Origin of the sequence: Cesiribacter sp. SM1 (genome assembly GCF_020178975.1) — a bacterium.
Lineage (GTDB): Bacteria > Bacteroidota > Bacteroidia > Cytophagales > Cyclobacteriaceae > Cesiribacter.
Map to the genome: position 1 here is coordinate 100894 of NZ_JAHXBU010000088.1, position 22203 is coordinate 123096.

General features: G+C 46.7%; 10 protein-coding genes. 8 read left to right on the forward strand and 2 right to left on the reverse strand.

Going from position 1 to position 22203, the window contains the following annotated elements; genetic code table 11:
• Positions 1 to 115: 115 nt before the first annotated feature.
• Positions 116 to 1177, forward strand: a complete 1062-nt coding sequence (locus KWJ01_RS14295) for a lipopolysaccharide assembly protein LapB (protein WP_224997237.1) — start codon at positions 116 to 118, stop codon at positions 1175 to 1177.
• Positions 1178 to 1556: 379 nt separating this feature from the next.
• Here KWJ01_RS14295 and KWJ01_RS14300 read toward each other — a convergent pair whose 3' ends face one another.
• The gene (locus KWJ01_RS14300) at positions 1557 to 2114 is read right to left on the reverse strand and encodes a DUF4142 domain-containing protein (RefSeq protein WP_224997238.1); all 558 of its coding nucleotides are present in this window, start codon (positions 2112 to 2114) and stop codon (positions 1557 to 1559) included.
• 126 nt (positions 2115 to 2240) lie between these two features.
• Here KWJ01_RS14300 and KWJ01_RS14305 point away from each other — a divergent pair, with 126 nt between their 5' ends.
• From KWJ01_RS14305 to KWJ01_RS14325, 5 genes are all read left to right on the forward strand, one after another.
• Entirely contained in the window at positions 2241 to 2594 is a 354-nt protein-coding gene (locus tag KWJ01_RS14305; protein ID WP_224997239.1) for a hypothetical protein, read from the forward strand.
• Positions 2595 to 2870: 276 nt separating this feature from the next.
• Entirely contained in the window at positions 2871 to 3410 is a 540-nt protein-coding gene (locus KWJ01_RS14310) for a ferritin (RefSeq protein WP_224997240.1), read from the forward strand.
• A 110-nt stretch (positions 3411 to 3520) separates the two neighbouring features.
• Positions 3521 to 4177, forward strand: coding sequence for a CoA pyrophosphatase (locus KWJ01_RS14315; RefSeq protein WP_224997241.1), 657 nt, complete (start codon positions 3521 to 3523; stop codon positions 4175 to 4177).
• 278 nt (positions 4178 to 4455) lie between these two features.
• The gene (locus KWJ01_RS14320) at positions 4456 to 5784 is read left to right on the forward strand and encodes a DUF819 domain-containing protein (RefSeq protein WP_224997242.1); all 1329 of its coding nucleotides are present in this window, start codon (positions 4456 to 4458) and stop codon (positions 5782 to 5784) included.
• A gap of 46 nt (positions 5785 to 5830) precedes the next feature.
• On the forward strand, positions 5831 to 6100 hold the full coding sequence (locus tag KWJ01_RS14325; RefSeq protein ID WP_224997244.1) for a ferredoxin: 270 nt from the start codon (positions 5831 to 5833) through the stop codon (positions 6098 to 6100).
• Between the two features lie 126 nt (positions 6101 to 6226).
• Here KWJ01_RS14325 and KWJ01_RS14330 read toward each other — a convergent pair whose 3' ends face one another.
• Positions 6227 to 8497 carry an aconitate hydratase gene (locus tag KWJ01_RS14330; protein WP_224997245.1) on the reverse strand — a complete coding sequence of 757 codons (2271 nt, stop codon included), beginning with the start codon at positions 8495 to 8497 and terminating at the stop codon, positions 6227 to 6229.
• Positions 8498 to 9070: 573 nt separating this feature from the next.
• Here KWJ01_RS14330 and KWJ01_RS14335 point away from each other — a divergent pair.
• Complete coding sequence (locus KWJ01_RS14335) at positions 9071 to 9622, forward strand: SprB repeat-containing protein (RefSeq protein ID WP_224997247.1); 552 nt, start codon at positions 9071 to 9073, stop codon at positions 9620 to 9622.
• An 18-nt stretch (positions 9623 to 9640) separates the two neighbouring features.
• Positions 9641 to 22078: a gliding motility-associated C-terminal domain-containing protein gene (locus tag KWJ01_RS14340; RefSeq protein WP_224997248.1), complete on the forward strand. Its 12438-nt coding sequence runs from the start codon at positions 9641 to 9643 to the stop codon at positions 22076 to 22078.
• The last annotated feature ends 125 nt before the right edge of the window (positions 22079 to 22203 follow it).

The window sequence follows — 22203 nt, forward strand, 5'->3', positions numbered from 1 at the left end:
TTGAATTTGAACAACAAAGTGCCAGTAGTTTAGCAACACAGCTGCTGCAGCCAGGCAGTTTACTGGCCCTCCTTGCCAAATAGTAGCCCTTCCGTTTTCTTTTTGCTGCTAAAGTATGAACGAATGCGCAGTGGGTTCTATATTTGTGGTGGAAATGAAAAAGTATACCTACTTTCTACTGCTTTTTTTACTGGTGCTTGGTTGTAACCCCAGCAATGAAGAAAAAGCATATGATCTGTTACAGGAAGGAAACACCTATCTGCAACAGGCACAATACCCCGAAGCCATCCGTCTTTACACCCAGGCACTGAAGCATAATCCTAAATATGCAGATGCTTACAATAACCGTGGAATAGCTTATTTTAAGACAAGCCAGTATGAGCAGGCCCTGGAAGATTACGGAGCAGCGCTGCAGATTAGCCCTGAATATACCGATGCCCGCTTCAATAGAGCCAATGTTTATCTCGAAACCGGGAACTGGAGCCAGGCATTACAGGATCTGAAGCAGGTCTCCAGCGACTACCAGGATTCGGCCTATGTTTATTTTGCAAAAGGCCTGGCCTATAACCATCTTCAGGAAAGAGATTCCGCACTGATGGCATTTGACAGGGCGCTGTCGCTGGATCCCAGAAATGCTGAAGCATATGTGAACAGAGGCATCGTTAAGATGGATCAGCTTGATTTTACCGGCGCCCGCACCGACCTGGAAACAGCCATAAAGCTGGACAGCAACGAGGCCAATGCCTACAATGCGCTGGCGATGCTGCTGATTGAACAAAAGAAATATGATGAAGCCCTGAAAGTAATCAACAGGGCTGTACGCCTTCAGCCTAAAAATCCGTACTTCCTGAACAACAGGGGTTTTGTGCTCACGCAGCTCGAAAAGTATAAAGAAGCCGCCAGCGACATAGATGCAAGCCTGCAGATAGATTCTACAAACGCCTGGGTATACCGTAACAAGGGAATTCTGTTGCTGTACCGTGAGCAGTTTGAACAGGCAGAAAATTATCTGCAAAAGGCAGCACAGAAAGACCCGTTCCTGGATGAGGTAAACTACTACCTGGGTGAGCTTTACTACCGCCAGAACCAGTTTGATAAGGCCTGTGCAGCCTGGAAAATATCTGCCGAAAAGGAGGAACCCTCCGGCATACAGGCAATGCAGGAGCTTTGCCAGTAATAACTACAGCATGTTTTTTACAAAGCCTGTAGATTCCTGAAATTTGTTGAGAGCATCTTAATGCTGAAACAGACTACAAATATGAATTATCCAGAATTTTGATTTGGGAAAAAATAAGCAAAAACAGCCTTGGATGCTATTCCAAGGCTGTTTTTGCTTAAAGGTACTAGTTTTTGCGAGGAGGCACGACGAAGCAATCTGGCATCTACGCGCATAGATGCCATATTGCCACACTCCGCTTCGCTGCGTTCGCAATGACTGTACTGCTAATAGAAGTGGCCTCTGGAAATCTCCAGAGGCCACTTCTATTAGGAACGCTAGCTCCTTAAAAATTCGGGATGATTCATGTTTGTAGTGCTTATAGAATTTTAACGTTGCATCAAAGCAGCTGGTTTTCCAGTTCGTCGGCCCTTCTTTCGTTGGCACGGATCAGATCAAGCTTAGCAGCGGCAAAAGCACGGATATCACTGTCGTTCGCTCTTATTGCAGCATCTTCGTACAGCCTGATGGCATTTTCGTGCAGTGATTCCATGGTGTTGAGGTAGCCTTTATCAAAAGCTCTTCTATCGCTGGTAACCAACTCCCTGGATGTTTGCTGTAGGCGGTCGCTCATGGTAGTAGGCAGCGACATTTTCTTATCTTTTGCAAGCTTCTTCAGGTCGTCGTGCATGCGACGGTACTCGGTATTGGCATTGTTTGCAAAGTCTGTTACTACACGGGCATAACCCTCCTGCATTGCCCTGTTAGAAATATCGATAAACAGGAGGTTATAATTTGCGGCCTCAACCAGAAAATCTGAATCGGTACGCTGTGCTTCGGTATCAAGTTTCCGCAGGTTACGTTGCTGCGCTTCGTGGTAGGTGAGGTTGGTGGGAGCGCAGCTTTGAAAAGCAAAAACAAGGGAGAAAAATGTTATAATTAAAGAAATATGTTTCATGATCTTGTCAGTTGTTTAAACAAATAACCCTCTATATCCTGAAAGGTTATGATAACTATAGTTGATAGCTTTTATTTGGATTTAATCTAAATAAGCCTCATCTTTGTGTTATGAACTTTTAGACCTATGCAAGATCAGCACCTTAAGGAATTATACCGCACTTTGAACGGCTGCATTTATCAGGACAACCTGCGTAGTTTGCTAGTACTGGAGTGGTACGGTAGGCGTTCCCTGCTGAAACTGCCCTGTTTCTTTTCACTTAAAAAGCTGGCTGCCAACATCAATGTAGAGCAGCTGCTAACCAATACCAGCCGTGCCCACGATCTGGAAATTCTCACTCCCTGCGGTTGTGATCGTTGCTTTGTACTTACAGTGATGGATGTGCTGGAGTTTCAGGACCTCCTGAATGGTACCAGGGCTATGATGGAGCTAAACTCAATCCTGCATGAGCGCCTTCGCCGTTCTGCTTCTTTCTGCTAGGTAGGAGGGGAAAAGCTTTTCCTATATTTTTTGCACACGCAATTGATGCTTTAATGTAATATTCTTTGGCATTAATGGCCTACTGAATCACCTGCAGCCTGTTACCTGCATCGGTATATCACAAGGGCTTACTGGCAACAATCTTGCAGACTGCTCATATCCATGCTGTCTTATTCGGATTTAGAACAATTCCAAATTTAGCTGGGGATATTGCAATAAGGCAACTTAGATGTATTTTCGTCAGTATAAGAAAGAGACGCACAAGCAATTTTGATTATGAAAGATTTATTAAGACGTAAGACATCTCTTACAGAAGAAATAGAAACCGCTCTGAACGAGCAAATAAAACGCGAAGCACATTCATCTGCTGTATACCTGGCCATGGGATCCTGGTGCGACCAGCATGGCTTTGAAAACAGCGCTAACTTCTTCTACAGGCAATCTTCAGAAGAAAGAGGCCACATGATGAAGATTTTCAAATATATACTGGATGTTGGCGGTAATGCTGTATCACCGGAAGTAACTGGTATTCAGCAGGATTACGATTCTTTCAGGGCTGTTTTTGAACAAACTCTGGAGCAGGAAATAGCCATTACCCAGTCTATTAACCGCATTGTAGGAAAATGCTACCAGATGCAGGATTTTACAACTGCTACCTTCCTGCAGTGGTTCCTCGAAGAGCAGATCGAAGAGGAGTACATTGCACGCCGCGCACTTGAACTTTTCGATACCATTGGAGAAGAAGGTGTGGGCCGCTATATGATCGATAAGCAGATTCCTAAAATAAGCTACGATAAGAACGAGACCGGAGAATAAATCTCTTACGTGAGAGAGCAGCCTGAAATTCTTACTTAAAGAGAAGAACAGACTACTCTTTTTAAAGAGAAGCTTCCACCAAACAGTGGAAGCTTTTTTTGTTTTTAAATATGATGGAAGACTTCATTAAAGCACTGAAAGATCGATTGCAGCAGCCATTACCGGGTATCAAAGCCCAGGCCCTTATGTCGCCGCAGCTCGAGCAGGATGTGCGCTTTAAAATAAAGCCGCGGCCCGATGCACGGCAGGGAAGTGTGCTGCTACTGCTTTACCCCCGGCAAAATACCATTTGGTTACCCCTCATGCAGCGGCCACAGTACGAAGGGCACCACAGCGGTCAGGTAAGCCTGCCGGGCGGAAAAGGGGAGCCCGATGATCCTGACCGCATCTACACGGCCCTGCGCGAAACCGAAGAAGAAATGGGTATTCCGCGGCAGGGCGTGCAAATATTGGGAACCTTGTCAGAGCTGTACATACCCCCAAGTAATTTTGTGGTGCTGCCTGTAGTGGGCTATATGCCGGCTGCCCCCGAGTTTAAACCCGATCCTGCAGAGGTGGAGCAGGTGCTGGAGCTATCTCTGCAAGATCTGCTGGAAGAAAATTTTATACGCTTTACCGACTCCCCACCCGGCAGCCTCTACCGGATCAGAACGCCCTACTACCCTGTAAATGAACGGGTGGTCTGGGGTGCTACCGCCATGATCTTAAGCGAGTTTGTAAGCATGGTAAATGAAATGGAAGCGCGGCATTTGCTATATAGGCATTAACCCTCCCATTTGCCTTAATTTGCAGCTGGTAGGGTTTCAGGTAACAAAATCAGGAATCCTTTCATAATACTTTTGAACGTTCAGTTCTTTTTTTCAGCCAAACCTCTGTAAGCTTTTTTAGTGGCTTAAGCATTTGAGTGCAAGTCTGCTTACTGCTTTTGTCGCAAAAAGTCTAAAGGTTAAACATGCTCTTATTTTATCTTATGAGCCTGATGTTTTAGGGGAGGGCAGGAAATTTTACTTATCTTTCCGGTTTTAGAACCACTAGGACCATCTTTATGGAGTCTGAAGCTTTAATTTCTAATGATGCCGTAGTGTTTGGCATACTAATGGCCCTGCTAGGCATTATTTTCTATACTTCTAAAAGCTCGCATCCGTTCTGGCAAAAGTTTTATGGTGTAGTACCCGCACTGCTGCTCTGCTACTTTCTGCCTTCGCTGCTCAATACTTTTGGCATTGTAGATCCGCATGAGTCGAACCTGTATTTTATGGCATCACGTTACTTACTACCGGGTGCCCTGGTGCTGCTCACCATCAGCATAGATTTCAAGGGCATTGTACAGCTGGGCCCCAAGGCTGTGATCATGTTCCTGGCAGGTACACTGGGCATCATCATTGGCGGACCCATTGCCATGTGGATAGTATCTATTTTTAACCCTGATATAGTAAGTGGTGATGCGATCTGGCGGGGCCTGTCTACCATAGCCGGTAGCTGGATTGGCGGCGGTGCCAACCAGGCAGCCATGAAAGAGCTGTTCGAGGTAGATCAGTATGGTGCCGGTATCTTCAGCATTATGGCAACTGTAGATGTAATTGTAGCCAACATCTGGATGGCCTTTTTGCTGTTCGGGGCCGGACGCTCCAGGCGTGTGGATCGTTTATTCAGGGCAGATGCCTCTGCCATTGCAGATGTGCGCAAGCGTATAGAAGAGTACCGCCTGAGCATTGCTAAAATGCCGAGCCTTACTGATACCATCATTATCCTGAGTGTTGGGTTTAGTGTTGTAGGGCTCTCACATTTAGCGGCAGATCTTATTGCACCCTGGCTGCAGGAGGTTTCAGAAACAAGGGTATATGCTGTAGCACCCAGCACCGAAGCAGTAAATCCCGGAGAAGCCTACACCCTGCCTTACAAATGGCTTACTGACTTTAGCTTAACCAGCGGCTTTTTCTGGATTGTTGTGATTGCCACCACGGTAGGGCTTTTGCTGTCCTTTACATCGGCACGCAAGCTGGAAGGGGTGGGTGCTTCCCGCCTGGGCAGTGTAATGATCTACATCCTGGTGGCTACTATTGGTTTGCACATGGATATAACAGCCATTGCCGATAACCCTGGAATTTTCGTGGTAGGCATCATCTGGATGCTGGTGCACGTGAGTGTGATGTTGTTTGTAGCCTACCTGATCAAGGCCCCCTTCTTTTTTACGGCTGTTGGCAGCCAGGCCAATGTGGGCGGAGCGGCTTCTGCACCAGTGGTGGCTTCGGCATTTCATGAGTCTCTGGCGCCTGTAGGAGTACTTTTAGCTGTTTTAGGCTACGCCCTGGGCACCTATGGAGCCTATATTTGTGGTTTGCTGATGCAATGGATGGCAGGGGTAATTGGTTAGAACTTTAGTAAAGCCTCAACTGTTGCTTTACCGTTAATGAACAAGCATGGGAAAGAAAGATTATAGCCACATACAGAATTTTGTGTTTGTCTGCACCGGCTCTGACTGCAAGTCAGATAGCAAATCTCTACAGAAGTCTTTTAAAGAAGCGCTGGACAAGAACAAGCTTAAAAAGGTAAGCAAGGTAATAAAAACCAAGTGTACGGGTCGCTGCAAAGAAGCTCCCGTAGCAATTGTTGGCAATGAATGGATGGGCCATGTAAGGCCATCTGATGCCGATGGCCTGGTGAAAAAGCATTTCCTTGAGAAAGAGTAGGAGAGTGGGTGTTGCACAGGGAGCCCCCTGCTGGCCAAACGGATCTGCCTTACTCTTCAATTCATATGAATATGAAAAAAGCCAGCGCAAATGCGCTGGCTTTTCTTTTATTGCTGAGAGTGCTTATTAAACAGCACCTTCTTTTTGCTTGATCAGGTTAAGGGCAGAACCAGCCCAGAACCAGGCAATCTGGCCTTCGTTATAGGTGTGGTTAACCTTAAACTCATCCATAGAACCATCGGCATGGGTAAGTTTTACTGTAAGCGGGGTTTCCGGCTTAAAGCTGTCTATGCCAATGATGTCAATCGTGTCGTCTTCCTGAACTTTGTTGTAATCAGAAGGATCGGCAAAGGTAATGGCAAGCATACCCTGCTTCTTCAGGTTAGTTTCGTGAATACGGGCAAAAGATTTTACCAGTATGGCACGTACGCCCAGGTGACGTGGCTCCATGGCTGCGTGCTCACGGCTTGAACCTTCGCCATAGTTATCATCACCTACCACAACAGTACCAATGCCTTCGCGCTTGTAAGCACGGGCTGTGGCAGGCACTTCTCCATGCTCACCTGTCAGCACATTTTTCACTTTATTGGTGGCTTCGTTATAGAAGTTTACTGCACCAATCAGCATGTTGTTGGAGATGTTATCCAGGTGTCCGCGGTATTTTAACCAGGGGCCGGCCATAGAAATGTGGTCGGTGGTACACTTGCCTTTCGCTTTGATGAGCAGGCGCAGGCCACGGAAATCGTCTGGTTTGTTTGGCTTAAATGGATCAAGCAGCTGCAGACGGTCAGAAGCAGGATCAACTACCACTTTTACCTGGCTGCCATCTTCGGCAGGGGCAAGGTAGCCGGCATCTTCTACTGCAAAGCCTTTAGGCGGCAGCTCAATACCCATTGGTTCATCCAGCATTACTTCTTCGCCATCGGCATTGCGGAGCTTATCTTTAAGCGGGTTAAAGGTAAGGTCGCCGGCAATGGTCATGGCTGTAACAATCTCCGGAGAGGCTACAAAGGCATGCGTATTCGGGTTACCATCGTTACGTTTTGCAAAGTTCCTGTTAAAGGAGGTAATAATGGAGTTTTTGCGGCTTGGATCTTTCATGTGGCGCGCCCACTGTCCGATACAAGGTCCGCAGGCATTTGCCAGCACCACACCACCAATTTGGGTGAAAGGCTCCAGCAGGCCATCACGCTCCGTAGTAAAACGTACCAGTTCAGAGCCAGGGGTTACGGTAAATTCAGACTGTACCTTCAGTTTTTTATCTATCGCCTGTTGGGCAACAGAAGCAGCACGGGTAATGTCTTCGTAGCTTGAGTTGGTGCAGGAACCGATAAGGCCTACTTCAAGCTCCTCTGGCCAGCCGTGCTCTTTAACGGCAGCGGCAAATTCAGAAATTGGCCAGGCAGCATCAGGCGTGAACGGTCCGTTAATGTGTGGCTCCAGTTCGCTAAGGTTAATTTCAATTACCTGGTCATAGAATTTCTCCGGATCGGCATACACCTCATCGTCGGCGCGCAGGTGCTCACGAACACCTTCGGCAGCAGCGGCAACATCGGCACGTTCTGTCATTTCCAGGTAAGAGCGCATGCTATCGCCATAGGCAAACAGCGAAGTAGTGGCACCAATCTCCGCACCCATGTTACAGATGGTAGATTTACCGGTACAGCTGATGGCATCGGCACCTTCACCGAAATATTCTACAATATAACCGGTACCGCCTTTTACGGTAAGAATACCAGCTACTTTAAGAATAACGTCTTTGGCGGCTGTCCAGCCACTTAGTTTGCCCGTTAGTTTAACACCAATCAGTTTAGGGAATTTAAGCTCCCAGGCCATGCCGGCCATTACGTCTACGGCGTCGGCACCACCAACACCAATGGCAATCATGCCAAGGCCGCCTGCATTTGGCGTATGGGAGTCGGTACCAATCATCATACCGCCGGGGAAGGCGTAGTTTTCCAGCACCACCTGGTGAATAATACCGGCACCCGGCTTCCAGAAGCCAATACCATACTTATTAGAAACCGATGCCAGGAAGTCGTATACTTCTTTATTATTGGTATTTGCTTTCTGCAGGTCTTCTGCAGCTCCAATTTCTGCCTGTATCAGGTGGTCGCAGTGAACGGTAGAAGGTACAGCCACTGTTTTTTTACCTGCCTGCATAAACTGTAACAGGGCCATCTGAGCAGTAGCATCCTGCATGGCAACACGGTCGGGGGCAAATTCTACATAAGATTTACCGCGGCCGTATGCTTCAGTTGGGTCTCCCTGGTAAAGGTGGGAATAAAGAATTTTTTCTGCGAGTGTAAGCGGCCTGCCGACAATTTTGCGGGCTCTGGAGATTCTATCGCCCATTTGGCCATACACTGCTTTGATCATGTCTATGTCAAAAGCCATTGTAGTACGAAAAGTTTAGTTCTATACCTTATAAACAACTAACAGTTGTAGTGGCGGCAAAGTTAAAAATTTTGTCTAATATAAAAACGAGAAGCGAAAACTACCCATTTAAGTATAAAAGCTGCTTAATCATTTTTTAATTCCGTTTCTTACATCTGTCTGTAAAAATACAGCAAAAAAATGGTTCTGTTCAATTTTGTTTGCGCCAAGTGACGGAAAAGCTGCCTTTTTAGTTGGAGAATACCCCTGATTCGAAGAAAGGTACAGGCTAGTAGCTATTTTGTTTTTAATGCTTTGTGTAACAACTATTTATAACGCAAGTCTTAAACTCAAAAATCAAAGCAGGAGATTTTTTCAGAATTTTTCCCCCATTTTTATTACCTCTCCGCTGCCGAATCTGCATTTGTGAAAGCCAGGAGCAAGATTTCTGATGTAGTAATTTCAGTATTATTGAATTTTTTAGCCCGCATATAACAAACATCTTTACTATCTGAAAAGGTGTAATAGCCTCCGTAAGAGCAGCATAAATAAGTTTTGTGCAGCCGGAGCATAGAATCTGCAAATCAATCACAGATGAAACATTTAATACTTACCGTTTTAGCCCTTTTACTGGGATATAGTGTCTGGGCACAAGCATCCGGAAAGCGGGCTGCCTGCAATATGCGCATAACGCATGCTGTTACGGCACCCTCCTGCTACAATGGAATGGACGGAAGAGTGTCTCTTCAAGTAAGTGGAGCAAAGAAACCATACAATGTTCAGTGGTCGGATGATGTATCTGGTGAAACCAGGAATGGACTCCCTGCCGGATCATACACTGTGACCGTTAGAGATGCAGATGGTTGTGTTACAAAGCATGAGGTTAAGTTGCCGCAAGGTCAGGCATTAGATGGTGATCTCACCATCAGGCAAACTGGCGTGGCTGGTGGTGCAAAAAAGCTGACTGTACTTTTTGCGAATGGAGCCAAACCATTTGCTGTCAATATAAAGAATCTTTCAAAAGGGGCAAGGGCACCCTGGAACCAATATAAAGGTGAAGCTTTGAGCAGCGGCGTGTATTTAGTAGAGGCATTCACAAATGCAGGCTGCAGCCAGGTAGGTAGAATTGATCTCCGCATCCAATAATAAATGAGCAAGATTAACATGGCATCAAATTTACAACGTCGTTTTTTTTGGATATTTTTTGCTGCTTTGCTGCTTGCTTCTTTTGGAAGCACTACACTGTATGCACAAGGATGTCCAACAAAAGAAAATTCAGAAGTAACATTCACTCCTGAAAGCTGTCCGAATGCAAAAGACGGTACAGCCACTATTTCCATACAGGGTGGTGTTGCTCCCTATGCATTTATACTATATAAAAGGATAGGTCTTATAACGTTTGTTGAGTATCAATATAGTCCTGAGACTTATGAGAATTCGTATACATTCACAGGCATAGAAAAAGGAAATTACAAGATTGAGATCTATGACAGCCAGATAGATGACTGTGTTCCCCCTTTTTCTGATGGTTTTGTTATCGAACCGGTAGGTAAAACACCCATAGATGTTACTATCTCAGGTACTGCCTCTGTTTGCGAAAACCAAAAGAATGTAACTTATAGTGTGCCCGTAACTACCGGATCGAGCTATAGCTGGACTGTTCCTGCAGGTGCCACAATTGTATCTGGCGCAACCGGACCCGAGAACAACACAATAGCTGTTGATTTTGGCGCAAGCAGCGGACAGGTAACTGTGCAGGAAACCAATAGCGGCGGATGTAAAGGTAAAGAAGCCAGCTTCAGTGTTAATGTGACTCCTCTTCCAACCAGCTACGCACTTACTGCAAGCGGAGATATTACTTTTTGTGAGGAGACAGCAGGAGCGTCCATAGGTTTAAGCAATTCTGAAACAGAAATCACCTACAACCTTATACGGGGTGGAGAAATAGTGGCTACAGTTACAGGCAACGGTGGTCCTGTATCGTTCGGTACATTCAATACTGCAGGTGTTTATACAGCTTCAGCTTATGCGACCACAGCTAACAGCTGCACAGCTGAAATGACCGGTGAGATTACGCTGACTACAGTAGCTTACCCCAACCCACCAACGGCATCCACACCAGATGCTGTTTGTGCCGACTCCAGGTCTGATGTAGAGGCAATTGTTATTACACTGGACAATGCTGAGAATGTTGCAAAAGTATATCGCGATGAAGCTTTAACAGATCTTGTTGCTTCAGGTATTACTTCTTTTGATCCTGATGATGACACTGCATTTGATATTACACAGGCAGGAACCCATACATATTATATTACCCAGTCCAACGCTACTGCTTGCGAGAGTGAAGCCATCGCCGTTAGCTTTGTCCTTCATCAATTGCCAACCGCCAGCTTTCAGAGCAGTACCATAGAGGTTTGTGATGAAGCAGATGGAGCGTTAACTGTTAACCTCACAGGTCTTCAGCCATTTAGTGTAACCTATAACAATGGAATAGAAGATGTAACAGTTACAGATATCAATGCAAATACTTATACAATTGCGGTTGAAAATGTAACTGCAGGCAGAACCATCACCCTTAAGTCAGTGAGTGATGCCAATACGTGTAGCAGGGAAGATTTAGCTGTTACAGCACAGGTGATCAAGCTGGAAAAGCCAGCTGTAACCTTAAACCTATCAGCTACTGAAGCATGCTATGCAGAAGGAGGGACTTTTGTGTTGGATGGTGGCTTGCCCGCTGGAGGTAAATATTATGTAGATAATGTTGAAGCCACACAGGTTTCCTTAGCAGAGGCACTGGAGTCTGATAAGATCTATACTATAATATATAGGTATACAGATGAGAAGGGGTGTACGAATGAAGCCAGCCAGCAATTCACAGTGCATCCATTGCCTGTCATCAATTTTACCATGGAGCAGACAGTATTCTGTCTGAATGATAAGTCTTACAGTTTGAACGCCTTACCGGCAGGTGGAAAATTTTCTGGTCCTGGCGTTAGTGGAGGTACCTTTCATCCTAAAAACACCACTGTTGGGGAGCATCTAATTGTATATACATACACAGATGAAAACGGATGTGAGGCAAGCGCCAGTGTAACGGTTACAGTAAACCCAATGCTTGATGCAGCAGTTACAATTGCGGGTCCGGCAACAATCTGTGCAGGTGCACCTGCTACTTTTACTGTATCTGAAATCACCAATGGAGGTGCCAATCCTACCTATTCATGGTTGGTAAATGGTGTTGAGGCTTCTACAGCAGAAACCTTCACCACCACCAGTCTTGCAGAGGGTGATGATGTGCAACTGCTTCTTACCCAGGGAGACTTACAGTGCGGTAATAAAAATACCGCATCCTCTAACACCATTGAGAATATTAAGGTTAACCCACTGCCGGATGCAGCATGGACTACTACAGACCAAAGCATCTGTTTTGGTGCCAGCCAGGAACTGGAACTTGAGCTGATTAGCGGTACAGCACCTTTTAGCCTGGAGTACAGCGATGGCAACCAGGTACAAACTGTAAGCCTTGCTGCAGGGGAGAACAGCATTACTGTACGCCCTGAAGTAACAACTATATACACCCTCACTAGCATTACGGATGCAAATGGCTGTACTAAAGCCTTGAACAGTTCTGTAACCATCACGGTAAATCCAACAGAACAATTATCTGTAAGCATTTCGCCACTTACCTCTGATGTTTGTCCGGGAGCGCCTGTAAGCTATAGCGCCAGTGTGACCAATGGAGGTGATGTACCAGCTTACCAGTGGTTCCTGAATGGAAATCCTGTTGGTGAAAATCTGCCAGCCTACACCTTAGCCGATCCTAAGGCTAACGACGAGGTGTGGGTAGAGGTGGTACAGGACCCAACGGTTAAGTGCCCTGGCAGCCAGACATCAGCCCTATCCGCTAAAGCTACTGTAACGCTGAAGGAAGTAAATGCAGCTTTTAGTGGTCCGGCTACGGTTTGTATTAGCAACACAGCTGACTTCAATCCGGAAGTAAGTGGTGGTACTTTTAGTGTTGTGGAAACAACTGGCGCAACGATTGATCCTGTATCAGGTGTATTTTCAGCAAGCGCCGCCGGAAAGTATACTATATTATATAGTATCACTCAGAATGAATGTTCTGACGAAGAAACGACAGAGATCACTGTTACACCAGCTGTAGACCCAAGTGTTACACTTAGCGCACCTGTAACCGAAGCCTGCGCAGGCGGCTCAGTAGCATTTACAGCAATTGCTGAAAACGCAGGTGCCAATCCTGTTTTCGAATGGGTGGTAAATGGTACTGTAGTAAGTGGCCAGAACGGCAGCACCTATACTGCTACCAGCATTAGCGGAAGCAGCCTTAGAGTTGAAGTGCGTCTAAGCAAAGATCCTGCTACCACAGAATGTATCAGTAATGAGACGGATACTGACGAAGTAACCATCACCATCAACCAAACGCCAACTGTAACGCTGGCGATCGTTGGCGAAGATACTATTTGTCCGGGTGAGGAGAGCAAAGCCAGCCTTCAGTTCGGCTTTACCGGTACTGCTCCTTATACTTTTGTATACAGCGACGGTACTAACGATTATACGATTGAAAATATCACCACAGCCAGTCATACTGTTGCAGTGGCACCAACGACTACTACTCTTTATTCAGTAGTAAGCCTTACCGACAGCAAATGTGCTGCTACTTCGTTACCTGAAGCTGTTGAGATAAAAACAGTGGAGGCTCCGGAAAACAGTCCGGTTGTTACAGCCCTCGAAGATGGCTGTAATAGCTTTAGCCTGAGCTGGGCTGCTGTGAACAATGCTTCGGCTTATGTAATTGAAGTTGCTACTGATGATGCCTTTACTACTCCGGTAGTTACCCCAATAACCACTTCAGGTACGAGCCACCAGGTTCCAGGCCTCGACAGAGGGGTTAGGTACTTCTACCGGGTTACTGCCAGCAACATCTGTAACGAAACAAAAGTATCGGTAACAGGAGAAATTACGCTGGAGCAGTTAGCTGCACCAGTTGCACAACAGCCTGCTGCTGCCAATATCTCATGTAACAGCTTCCAGGCTTCCTGGTCTGCAGTGGCAGGTGCTACTTCCTATACAGTGGAAATAGCAACGAATGCTTCATTCACCAGTGGACTGCAAACAAGTACAGTTGCTGCACCTGCTACTACTGAAGACTTCACCGGCTTAACAGCGAACACAGCATACTACTACCGCGTTATAGCAAACGCTGCCTGCGGAGCCAGTGTTAATTCAAATGAAGTAGAGGTAACCACCAATGCCCTGCAAACTGCAGCGCTTGGCTTCAGCATCAGCCCAGCCACTGTTACAACAACTGGTAAGCTGCAGGTGTCGGTAATTACTACAGATGCAATCACTAACCTGAATAGCCTGGCGTTCAAAGCCAATTGGGCAGATGCCGCTAAACTGGACTTCCAAAACATAGTTTCATCAGCCTTAACAGGTGCCAATATTGTAGTTGATGAAACCACTGGCAGCATTGGTGTAGACTGGACTTCAGCCACAGCTGTTAGCCTTGAGGCTGGAGCAGCACTGTTTACGCTTGAATTTGATGCTGCACTTTGTGGCGAAGTTAACTTTACCTTTGGGCCTGCCACTTCGGCTACTTCAGGTGAGTGCCCGATAAGCATTACTACTATTAATGCAAGCCATAACATTGGCTTTGGCGAGCAGGCTGTTGCCAGTGCTGCTACCAATGTAGGCTGCGTGGCCTTTACTGCAAACTGGGCTGCCGTTACAAATGCCACAAGTTACACCATTGAAATAGCCGACAATTCAGCCTTTACTGGTGCCAGCCTGCGGGTGATCAGCAATCTTAGTGCCAGCAGCTACGATGCTACTGGATTGCTGAGCGGAACAAAATACTACTACCGTGTGCAGGCTGTTAACAGCTGTGGTGCCGGACCATACTCAGGAACCATTGAGGTTATTACCAATGCAGGTATCGCGCTTACAGTGCCAGCCACTGCTGGTGTTTGCGAAGGTGAGCGCTTGTTGTTCAACGCAGAATATGTTGAAGGTGCCACTTATGCCTGGGAAGGGCCAATGGGTTACATTAATGATACCCATGAGGTTGCAATTGACAATGCTAATGCCGGACATACTGGTAAATATACGCTTACAGTTACCAAAGATGGTTGTACCTCTGTTTACGAGGTTGCTGCCACTGTAAACCCTATTGTTAACCCAGAAGTAGCAATCAATCCTACTGAGGCACTGACTTGTGCCAGCATAGATGTAAATCTGAAAGCTACTGTAACAGGTGCCGGCGATGGTGCTACCTATACTTATAAGTGGTACATCAATGAGGTGCTGCAGATTTCTGAAACAGACGTACTGGAGGTAAAAAGCTTTACTACAGGTGCTGTTGTTAGGGTAGAGGCTTATACCAACCTTGCCTGTGCAAATATGGCAGAGGCAACAATCACACTTATCAAACCAGCAGTTGCAGCCCCAGGGGTAGAAGCCAGCGCGGAGCCACTTTGTTTTGGTGAGGCGATCACAGCATCTGCCACTGGTGAGAACATCAAATGGACTGTAGTACGAGAAGGTATAGCAGTGTATACACAAGAAGGTAACAGCCTAAGCTACACAGCTGATGCCGCAGGTACATATACAGTATCTGCCACACAAACACCTGCTGGTTGTGAGGAAAGCCCTGCCGAATCATATACTGTAGAAGTTAAGCCAGAAGTGACACAGCCTGTGTTGGCAGATAACCTGCTGCAGCTGTGTGAGGGAACCGGAGCAACAGTAACTGCTACAGGCGAGAACGTGGTATGGTACAGTGATGCAGCACTTAGCGATGTAGTAAGCACCACTGCCGAGCTTGTGATTCCTGCTGATCTTGCAGCTGGTACTTACAGCTACTATGCTGTATCAGGAGTTGAAGGAGAATGTACAAGTGCTGCCACTACACTGACTGTAGAAGTAGGTGCAAGCTTTAAAGTAGATCTTGGTCTGGATGTTACCCTGTGTACAGCTGAAAGTGTGGAGCTGAATTCTGGTTACACAGCCGAAGGCTATGACTTTGCGTGGAGTACCGGGGAAACTAATGCTACCATTACCGTAAATAAAACTGGAACTTATTCAGTAGTTGTTACCAACCGTACAACAGGCTGTACAGCTACAGATGAAGTGGTAGTGACCATCACAGACGAGCTAATCGTTGAAGCAAGTCTTGCTCTGGCAGAGGAGATTAGCTGCAACACAACAGCTGTGACTTTAGTGGCGGGTAGCAATGCAGGCGAGGGAGCCACCTACTTCTGGACGCTTAATGGAGAAGAAGTGCAGGGAGCAGAAGGCAGCAGCCTTAGCCTGGATAGCTTCCAGGAAGGTGATGTAGTGGAAGTAACTGTAACCTCTGTACTTGAATGTGCAACAGGTACTAAATCTGATAAAGCCAGCATCACCCTGAACAAAGTAACAGTTACAGCGCCAGTAGTATCTGAAACCACAGTTGATGTATGTTTCGGAGAAGCCATAGCCTTAACCGCAACAGGCAGCAATATTAAGTGGATAATCATGCTGGAAGGTGTGGTGTTAGAAGCCCACGAAGGCAATGAATTAAACTATACGCCAGCAGAAAGTGGTAGCTACAGCATTGAGGTAACACAACAGGCAAGTGGTTGCCCGGTTAGCCCTGCTACCACTGTAACAGCTACTGTTAAGCCAGCAATAGCCAGTCCGGTATTAGCACAAAGTGAACTGACGCTCTGTAAAGGCATAGGATCTACCGTAACTGCTACAGGCGAGAACGTGGTGTGGTACAGCGATGAAGCACTTAGCGTTATTGCAAGCAATACTGCCAGCCTGCTAGTACCGGGAGATCTGGAACCAGCAATCTACACCTACTATGCAGTGTCGGCTGTAGAGGGTTGCAGCAGTGAGGCTGCGGTGTTAAAAGTAGAGGTGCTTGATAAGCATGAAGTTGAACTGGGTGCTAACATTACCAGTTGTAAACCTGCCAGCGTTGAATTGAATTCAGGCTTTAACACAGCAGAATATGAAATTCTGTGGAGTACAGGAGAAACAGGCCCTACTATTACCGTAGATAAATCAGGAACGTACTCAGTAGTTGTAACTAATCGTGCAACAGGTTGTGCATCGAATGATGATGTTATCGTTAACATTGTTGATGAATTTACTGTAGCAGTATCTCTTGATACAAAAGAAGATATAAGCTGTGCTACTACCAGCGTGGAGCTGCAGGCTAGCAGCAATGCAGGCGAGGGTGCGGTGTATACCTGGGTGAGTGGAGGAAGTGTTATCAAAACTGGTCCGGAAAATACCCTGGCTCTGGAAAGCTTTGAGGATGGAGAGGATATCAGTGTAACAGTAACTTCTGCACTATCATGTGCTATAGGCACTAAATCAGCTACTGCCAGCATTGAGTTGAATAAAGTTGAGCCAGAAGCACCGGTAGTATCTGAGCCAGTAGTGGAAGTATGTGCCAACGAAACAATTGCACTGACTGCTACCGGCAGCAACATTCACTGGAGCATTAAGCTAGATGGTGCCGAAGTGGCCACTCACGATGGTAATGAACTTAATTACACGCCAGAACATAAAGATGTTACCTATACAATTGAGGTAACACAACAGCTGGAAGGCTGTGCGGTGAGCCCAGCAGCTACTGTAACAGCTACAGTTAAGCCAGAAGTGACACAGCCTGTGTTGGCAGATAACCTGCTGCAGCTGTGCGAGGGAACCGGAGCAACAGTAACTGCTACAGGCGAGAACGTGGTATGGTACAGTGATGCAGCACTTAGTGCTGTAGTCAGCAATACTGCCGAGCTTGTGATTCCTGCTGATCTTGCAGCTGGTACTTACAGCTACTATGCTGTATCAGGAGTTGAAGGAGAATGTACAAGTGCTGCCACTACACTGACTGTAGAAGTAGGTGCAAGCTTTAAAGTAGATCTTGGTCTGGATGTTACCCTGTGTACAGCTGAAAATGTGGAGCTGAATTCTGGTTACACAGCCGAAGGCTATGACTTTGCGTGGAGTACCGGGGAAACTAATGCTACCATTACCGTAAATAAAACTGGAACCTATTCAGTAGTTGTTACCAACCGTACAACAGGCTGTACAGCTACAGATGAAGTGGTAGTAACCATCACAGACGAGCTAATCGTTGAAGCAAGTCTTGCTCTGGCAGAGGAGATTAGCTGCAACACAACAGCTGTGACTTTAGTGGCGGGCAGCAATGCAGGCGAGGGAGCCACCTACTTCTGGACGCTTAATGGAGAAGAAGTGCAGGGAGCAGAAGGCAGCAGCCTTAGCCTGGATAGCTTCCAGGAAGGTGATGTAGTGGAAGTAACTGTAACCTCTGTACTTGAATGTGCAACAGGTACTAAATCTGATAAAGCCAGCATTACCCTGAACAAAGTAACAGTTACAGCGCCGGGGGTAGAAGCCAGCGCGGAGCCACTTTGTTTTGGTGAGGCAATCACAGCATCTGCCACTGGTGAGAACATCAAATGGACTGTAGTACGCGAAGGTGTAACAGTGTACACATATGAAGGTACCAGCCTAAGCTACACAGCTGATGCCGCAGGTACATATACAGTATCTGCCACACAAACACCTGCAGGCTGTGAGGAAAGCCCTGCCGAAGCATATACTGTAGAAGTTAAGTCTGCAGTGGCAGTACCAGTTCTTTCTCATACTGAAGTGGTGGTATGTGCAGACGAAGAGCTGCCACAGATCAGCGCAAGCGGCATCAACATCAGCTGGTACTCCAACAGCGAATTAACACAACTGGTGAATGAGGGCGAAGTGCTGCAGACTGCAAGTCTGGAGGCCGGTGAAACAGCTACATACTATGCTATAGCCAGAGAAGACAACTGTGCCAGTGAGGTAGTAGCAGTAGTGCTGAAGCGCCAGGAAGCTATTGTAGTTGATCTTGGAATAGACAAGGCTGCCTGTGAAGGCGAAACGGTTACCCTGGACGCTGGTTATGACGATACTCAGTATGAAATTAGCTGGAGCAACAACGTTAATTCAACTACTGGAAGTAACGCTACTTTCATAGCAGAAGTATCCGGCATCTATACGGTAATTGTAACTGACCCGGCAACCCGTTGTACAGCTACAGATGAGGTGGAAGTGGTAATCAGCAATGATGTTGCACCTGAAGTTTCCATCAGTGTAAGCCCTGAGGATCTTTGCAGTAGCGATGTGATAACGCTGGAAGCCGTTGCAAGACTGGCTGGTGAAGCACCAACCTTCCAGTGGATGAGAAATGGGGAGACCCTGCTTGGTGAAACTGCTAGCAAGCTTAGTCTTACAAAAGATGATTTTGATAGTGGAGATGAGTTTAGTGTAGTAGTAACCTCCAGCTTAAGGTGTAATGGCGATGAACCTGCCAAAACAGATGAAGCAGCAGTCAACCTGGTTCTGCCAGAACCGGATCAGGCTCCTCAGCTTGTTTCTACAGAAGAAAGCGCCTGTACCGGTACTACTATGCCAATTTTCAAAGAAATAAATGGTAATGAACTGCACTGGTATTTTGGAGCAGTAGGCGGTGAGCCAGTGTTTATCGGCAGCGAGTTCCAGCCATCAGAGGCAGACCTGGCGCTGGTTATAGGTAATAATACCTTCTACGCAACACGCAAAAGTGAGATATGTGGTGAAAGCCCGCATGTAACCTTTACCCTTACCTTAAAAGAGGGTGAAGCATGTGAACCAGCAACTTGTGAGGTTGAACCAGCTGTTGCCGTTCATATACTGCCCGGCACTGAAATCTGCGGTGATATTACAACACTGAAACTGGAGGCAAAGGCAGAACAGGTAGGTGAGAATGCCACTTATGCATGGTTCTACAATAATGAAACCACTCCTTTCAGCACAGAAGCTGCGCCAACTTATAGCAAAGAAGGATTTACCAGTGGTGACTTCTTTACAGTAGAGGTAACTATCCATGATGCTGCTTATATCTGCGAGGGTAACAACAAAGTGAGTGATGTTGAAAACATCACCATAGTACCCCAGGTACAGGCTACTGCATCCATACAGCCAATTGAACCTGTATGTGCTGATAGCAATACACCGGTAGTGCTGAAAGCTGAAGGTACATATATCGACTGGCGCTTTAGTAATAAAGCGGCTCGCTACGAATGGTTTATCAATGATCTTTCAGTTAAGAACGAGCTCCTGGAAGGAGAGGCTTCTACTGCTGATCAGCTGGAGATTGTACCAAGTAACCTACCTGCCAATGCACAGGTACGCCTGGTTGTAAGCCTGCCCGAAGGTACCACATGTGTACTGGCACCTGCCGAGGCAAGCTACAGCATACCATTTGCAGATAAAGTTACTCCTTCTGTTAGCCTGAATACACCGGGTGGTGTTTGCCCTGGCGCTAGCATAACTTTCACTGCTACGCCTGCAAATGCGGGTATCAACCCAGTATTTACCTTCTTACTGGATGGTCAGGAAGTGCAGTCGGGCCTAAGTGCAAGCTATGTACTTAGCGCGCCACAAAATGGTCAGAAGGTACAGGTTAAGCTGAGTGTAGCAAATGCCGGCGATATCTGCCTGTCGGCTACAGAAGCAACCTCTGATGAGCGGAGTGTAACTGTTCGCACAACTGAAGAGTGCGTGGGTGGTGGCTTTAACTGCGGTGTATTTGGTGCAGAGCTAACCAGCTTTGTGCGCCCAAGCTGCGGTGAGCGTAATGGTGCCCTGTACTACAACATATCAGGCAATGCGCCATCTTACTTTATCCGTTACTCTTTTGCCGGAGAGCAGGTAGAGCAGGTAGTAGATGAAACAAGCTTTGTGCTGGCCATCGAAAGAATACCAGCCGGTGAGGTAAGCATCTACATGCGCGATAGCAAAGGCAATGAATGTAGCTTAACAACTGTGCTTGAATCGGAACCTAAGCTGGAAATTGATTTTCAGAAAACAGCTGATGGTGATATACTCTGCTACGGTGAAACAAGTGGTAAGGCTAGGCTCATGATAACTGGCGGCAACGCACCTTACCTGTACCAGCTCAACGGTGGAGAGGTGAAAACCCTGAATGGTAACGTGATTAATTTCACTAACCTACCTGCCGGTAGCATTAACGTACTGGTTTGGGATGATGAGCAGGATACCTGCCCGGCTGTTGCTTCAGTTGATATCTTAAACCTAAGCCAGCCAATTGAAATAGAAACCAGCATTACCCAGGAAGCTAACTGTAATGATAATGTGGGTGCATTCACACTGAATGCCATCACAGGTGGTATCCAGGCGAATGGCTTTAAGGTTAAACTGGCAGACCAGGATAACTGGCAGGACTTTACACCTGGTACTCCGCTGCAGTTCACGGGTCTGACCCGTGGCCGTCAGACACTGGTTATTGCCAATGGCAGCTGCCAGGTGAGCAAAACGGTAGTAGTACCGTCACCAGGCTTGATTGCCCTGGATGAAAGCAGTGCGGTGCGTCCTTTCAGCTGCGATTTTGCAGAGCTGCGCAATGGTATCTATCTGAAAATGGATGCTGCCATTACGCAAGTGGAAGGCCCTTATATGGCTACCTTCTACAAATTTGATGATGCAGGTAATCCGCAGCAGATGGGTGAGCCGGAGCGTTTCATCGATGAAATGACCAAATTCTACCTGGAGCGTGGCCGTTATCAGGTGGTGGTTAGCGCTAGTAGCGGACAGGGTTGTCCGGAAAACAGGATCTTTGAAATTGAAGGATCTGAAGTGCCGGTACCAATTACCTTCCAGGCAGAGCCTATTCATAGCTATTGCGATGGCTCAATTGGAGGGGTACGTATCACGAACCTGCAGGGCTATCCAAATACCGAGTACCAGGTCTATGTTGAAAATCTGGAAGGCGAGCTAATGCCTGTTGAAGGAGGCGTGATCAGCCGTACTGATTACGAAATGGTATACAAGATCAACGGGTACTGGGATGTTTCCGGCCTGATCAAAGGTGGCTATCGTGTATGGATAGAGCAGAACCAGAACATCTGCTCCAGAAACGAGAAGTCGCTGAAGTCAGAGGTGATCAGGATTGAAGATCCGTCGCCGAAGCTGGCAGCCACTATCAAAGGAACGACTGTTTCGTTCCCTGAAAGGGCTACCGGTACACTAACCTTCCAGGTTACAACCGGCAGTGGTACTGCACCTTATACCTCAAGCCTGGTTTGGGTAGACAGGATAGAAGGACAGGAAAACTGGATGTATGAGTCGATAGGTGATGAGGTGCCAGCATCTAATGGTCTGTACATCTCCACTTATGAGAACCTGCCTCCGGGTGTATATGAACTTACCGTTACAGATTCAAGGGGTTGTAGTGTAACCATTACACAGACCATTGATTACGACACCAATATCTTTGTACCAAACATCATAACACCTAATGGTGACGGTAAAAACGAAGTGTTCTACATCCGTAATAAAGCACCTCGTTCACACCTGATCATCACCAACCGCTGGGGTAAAGTGGTGTACGAGAACAAGGATTACCAAAACGACTGGGATGGTGGCTCACTGGTAGAAGGCATTTACTTCTACAGTATTAAAATGCCGAACAACGAAGCAGGGCAGCTCAAGGGCTGGCTTGAAATCAGAAGAGGCGCAAATCCAAATTAAGTTTCAGAATAGAAAGGCCCGTAGCTGTTTAGCTGCGGGCCTTTTTTGTTATAGTGAGAGTTGAGGTAAGGCAGTAATAATTAGGCCCCGACCATGGCTCTTCTTCTGCCTGTAAGGCTTCTTAT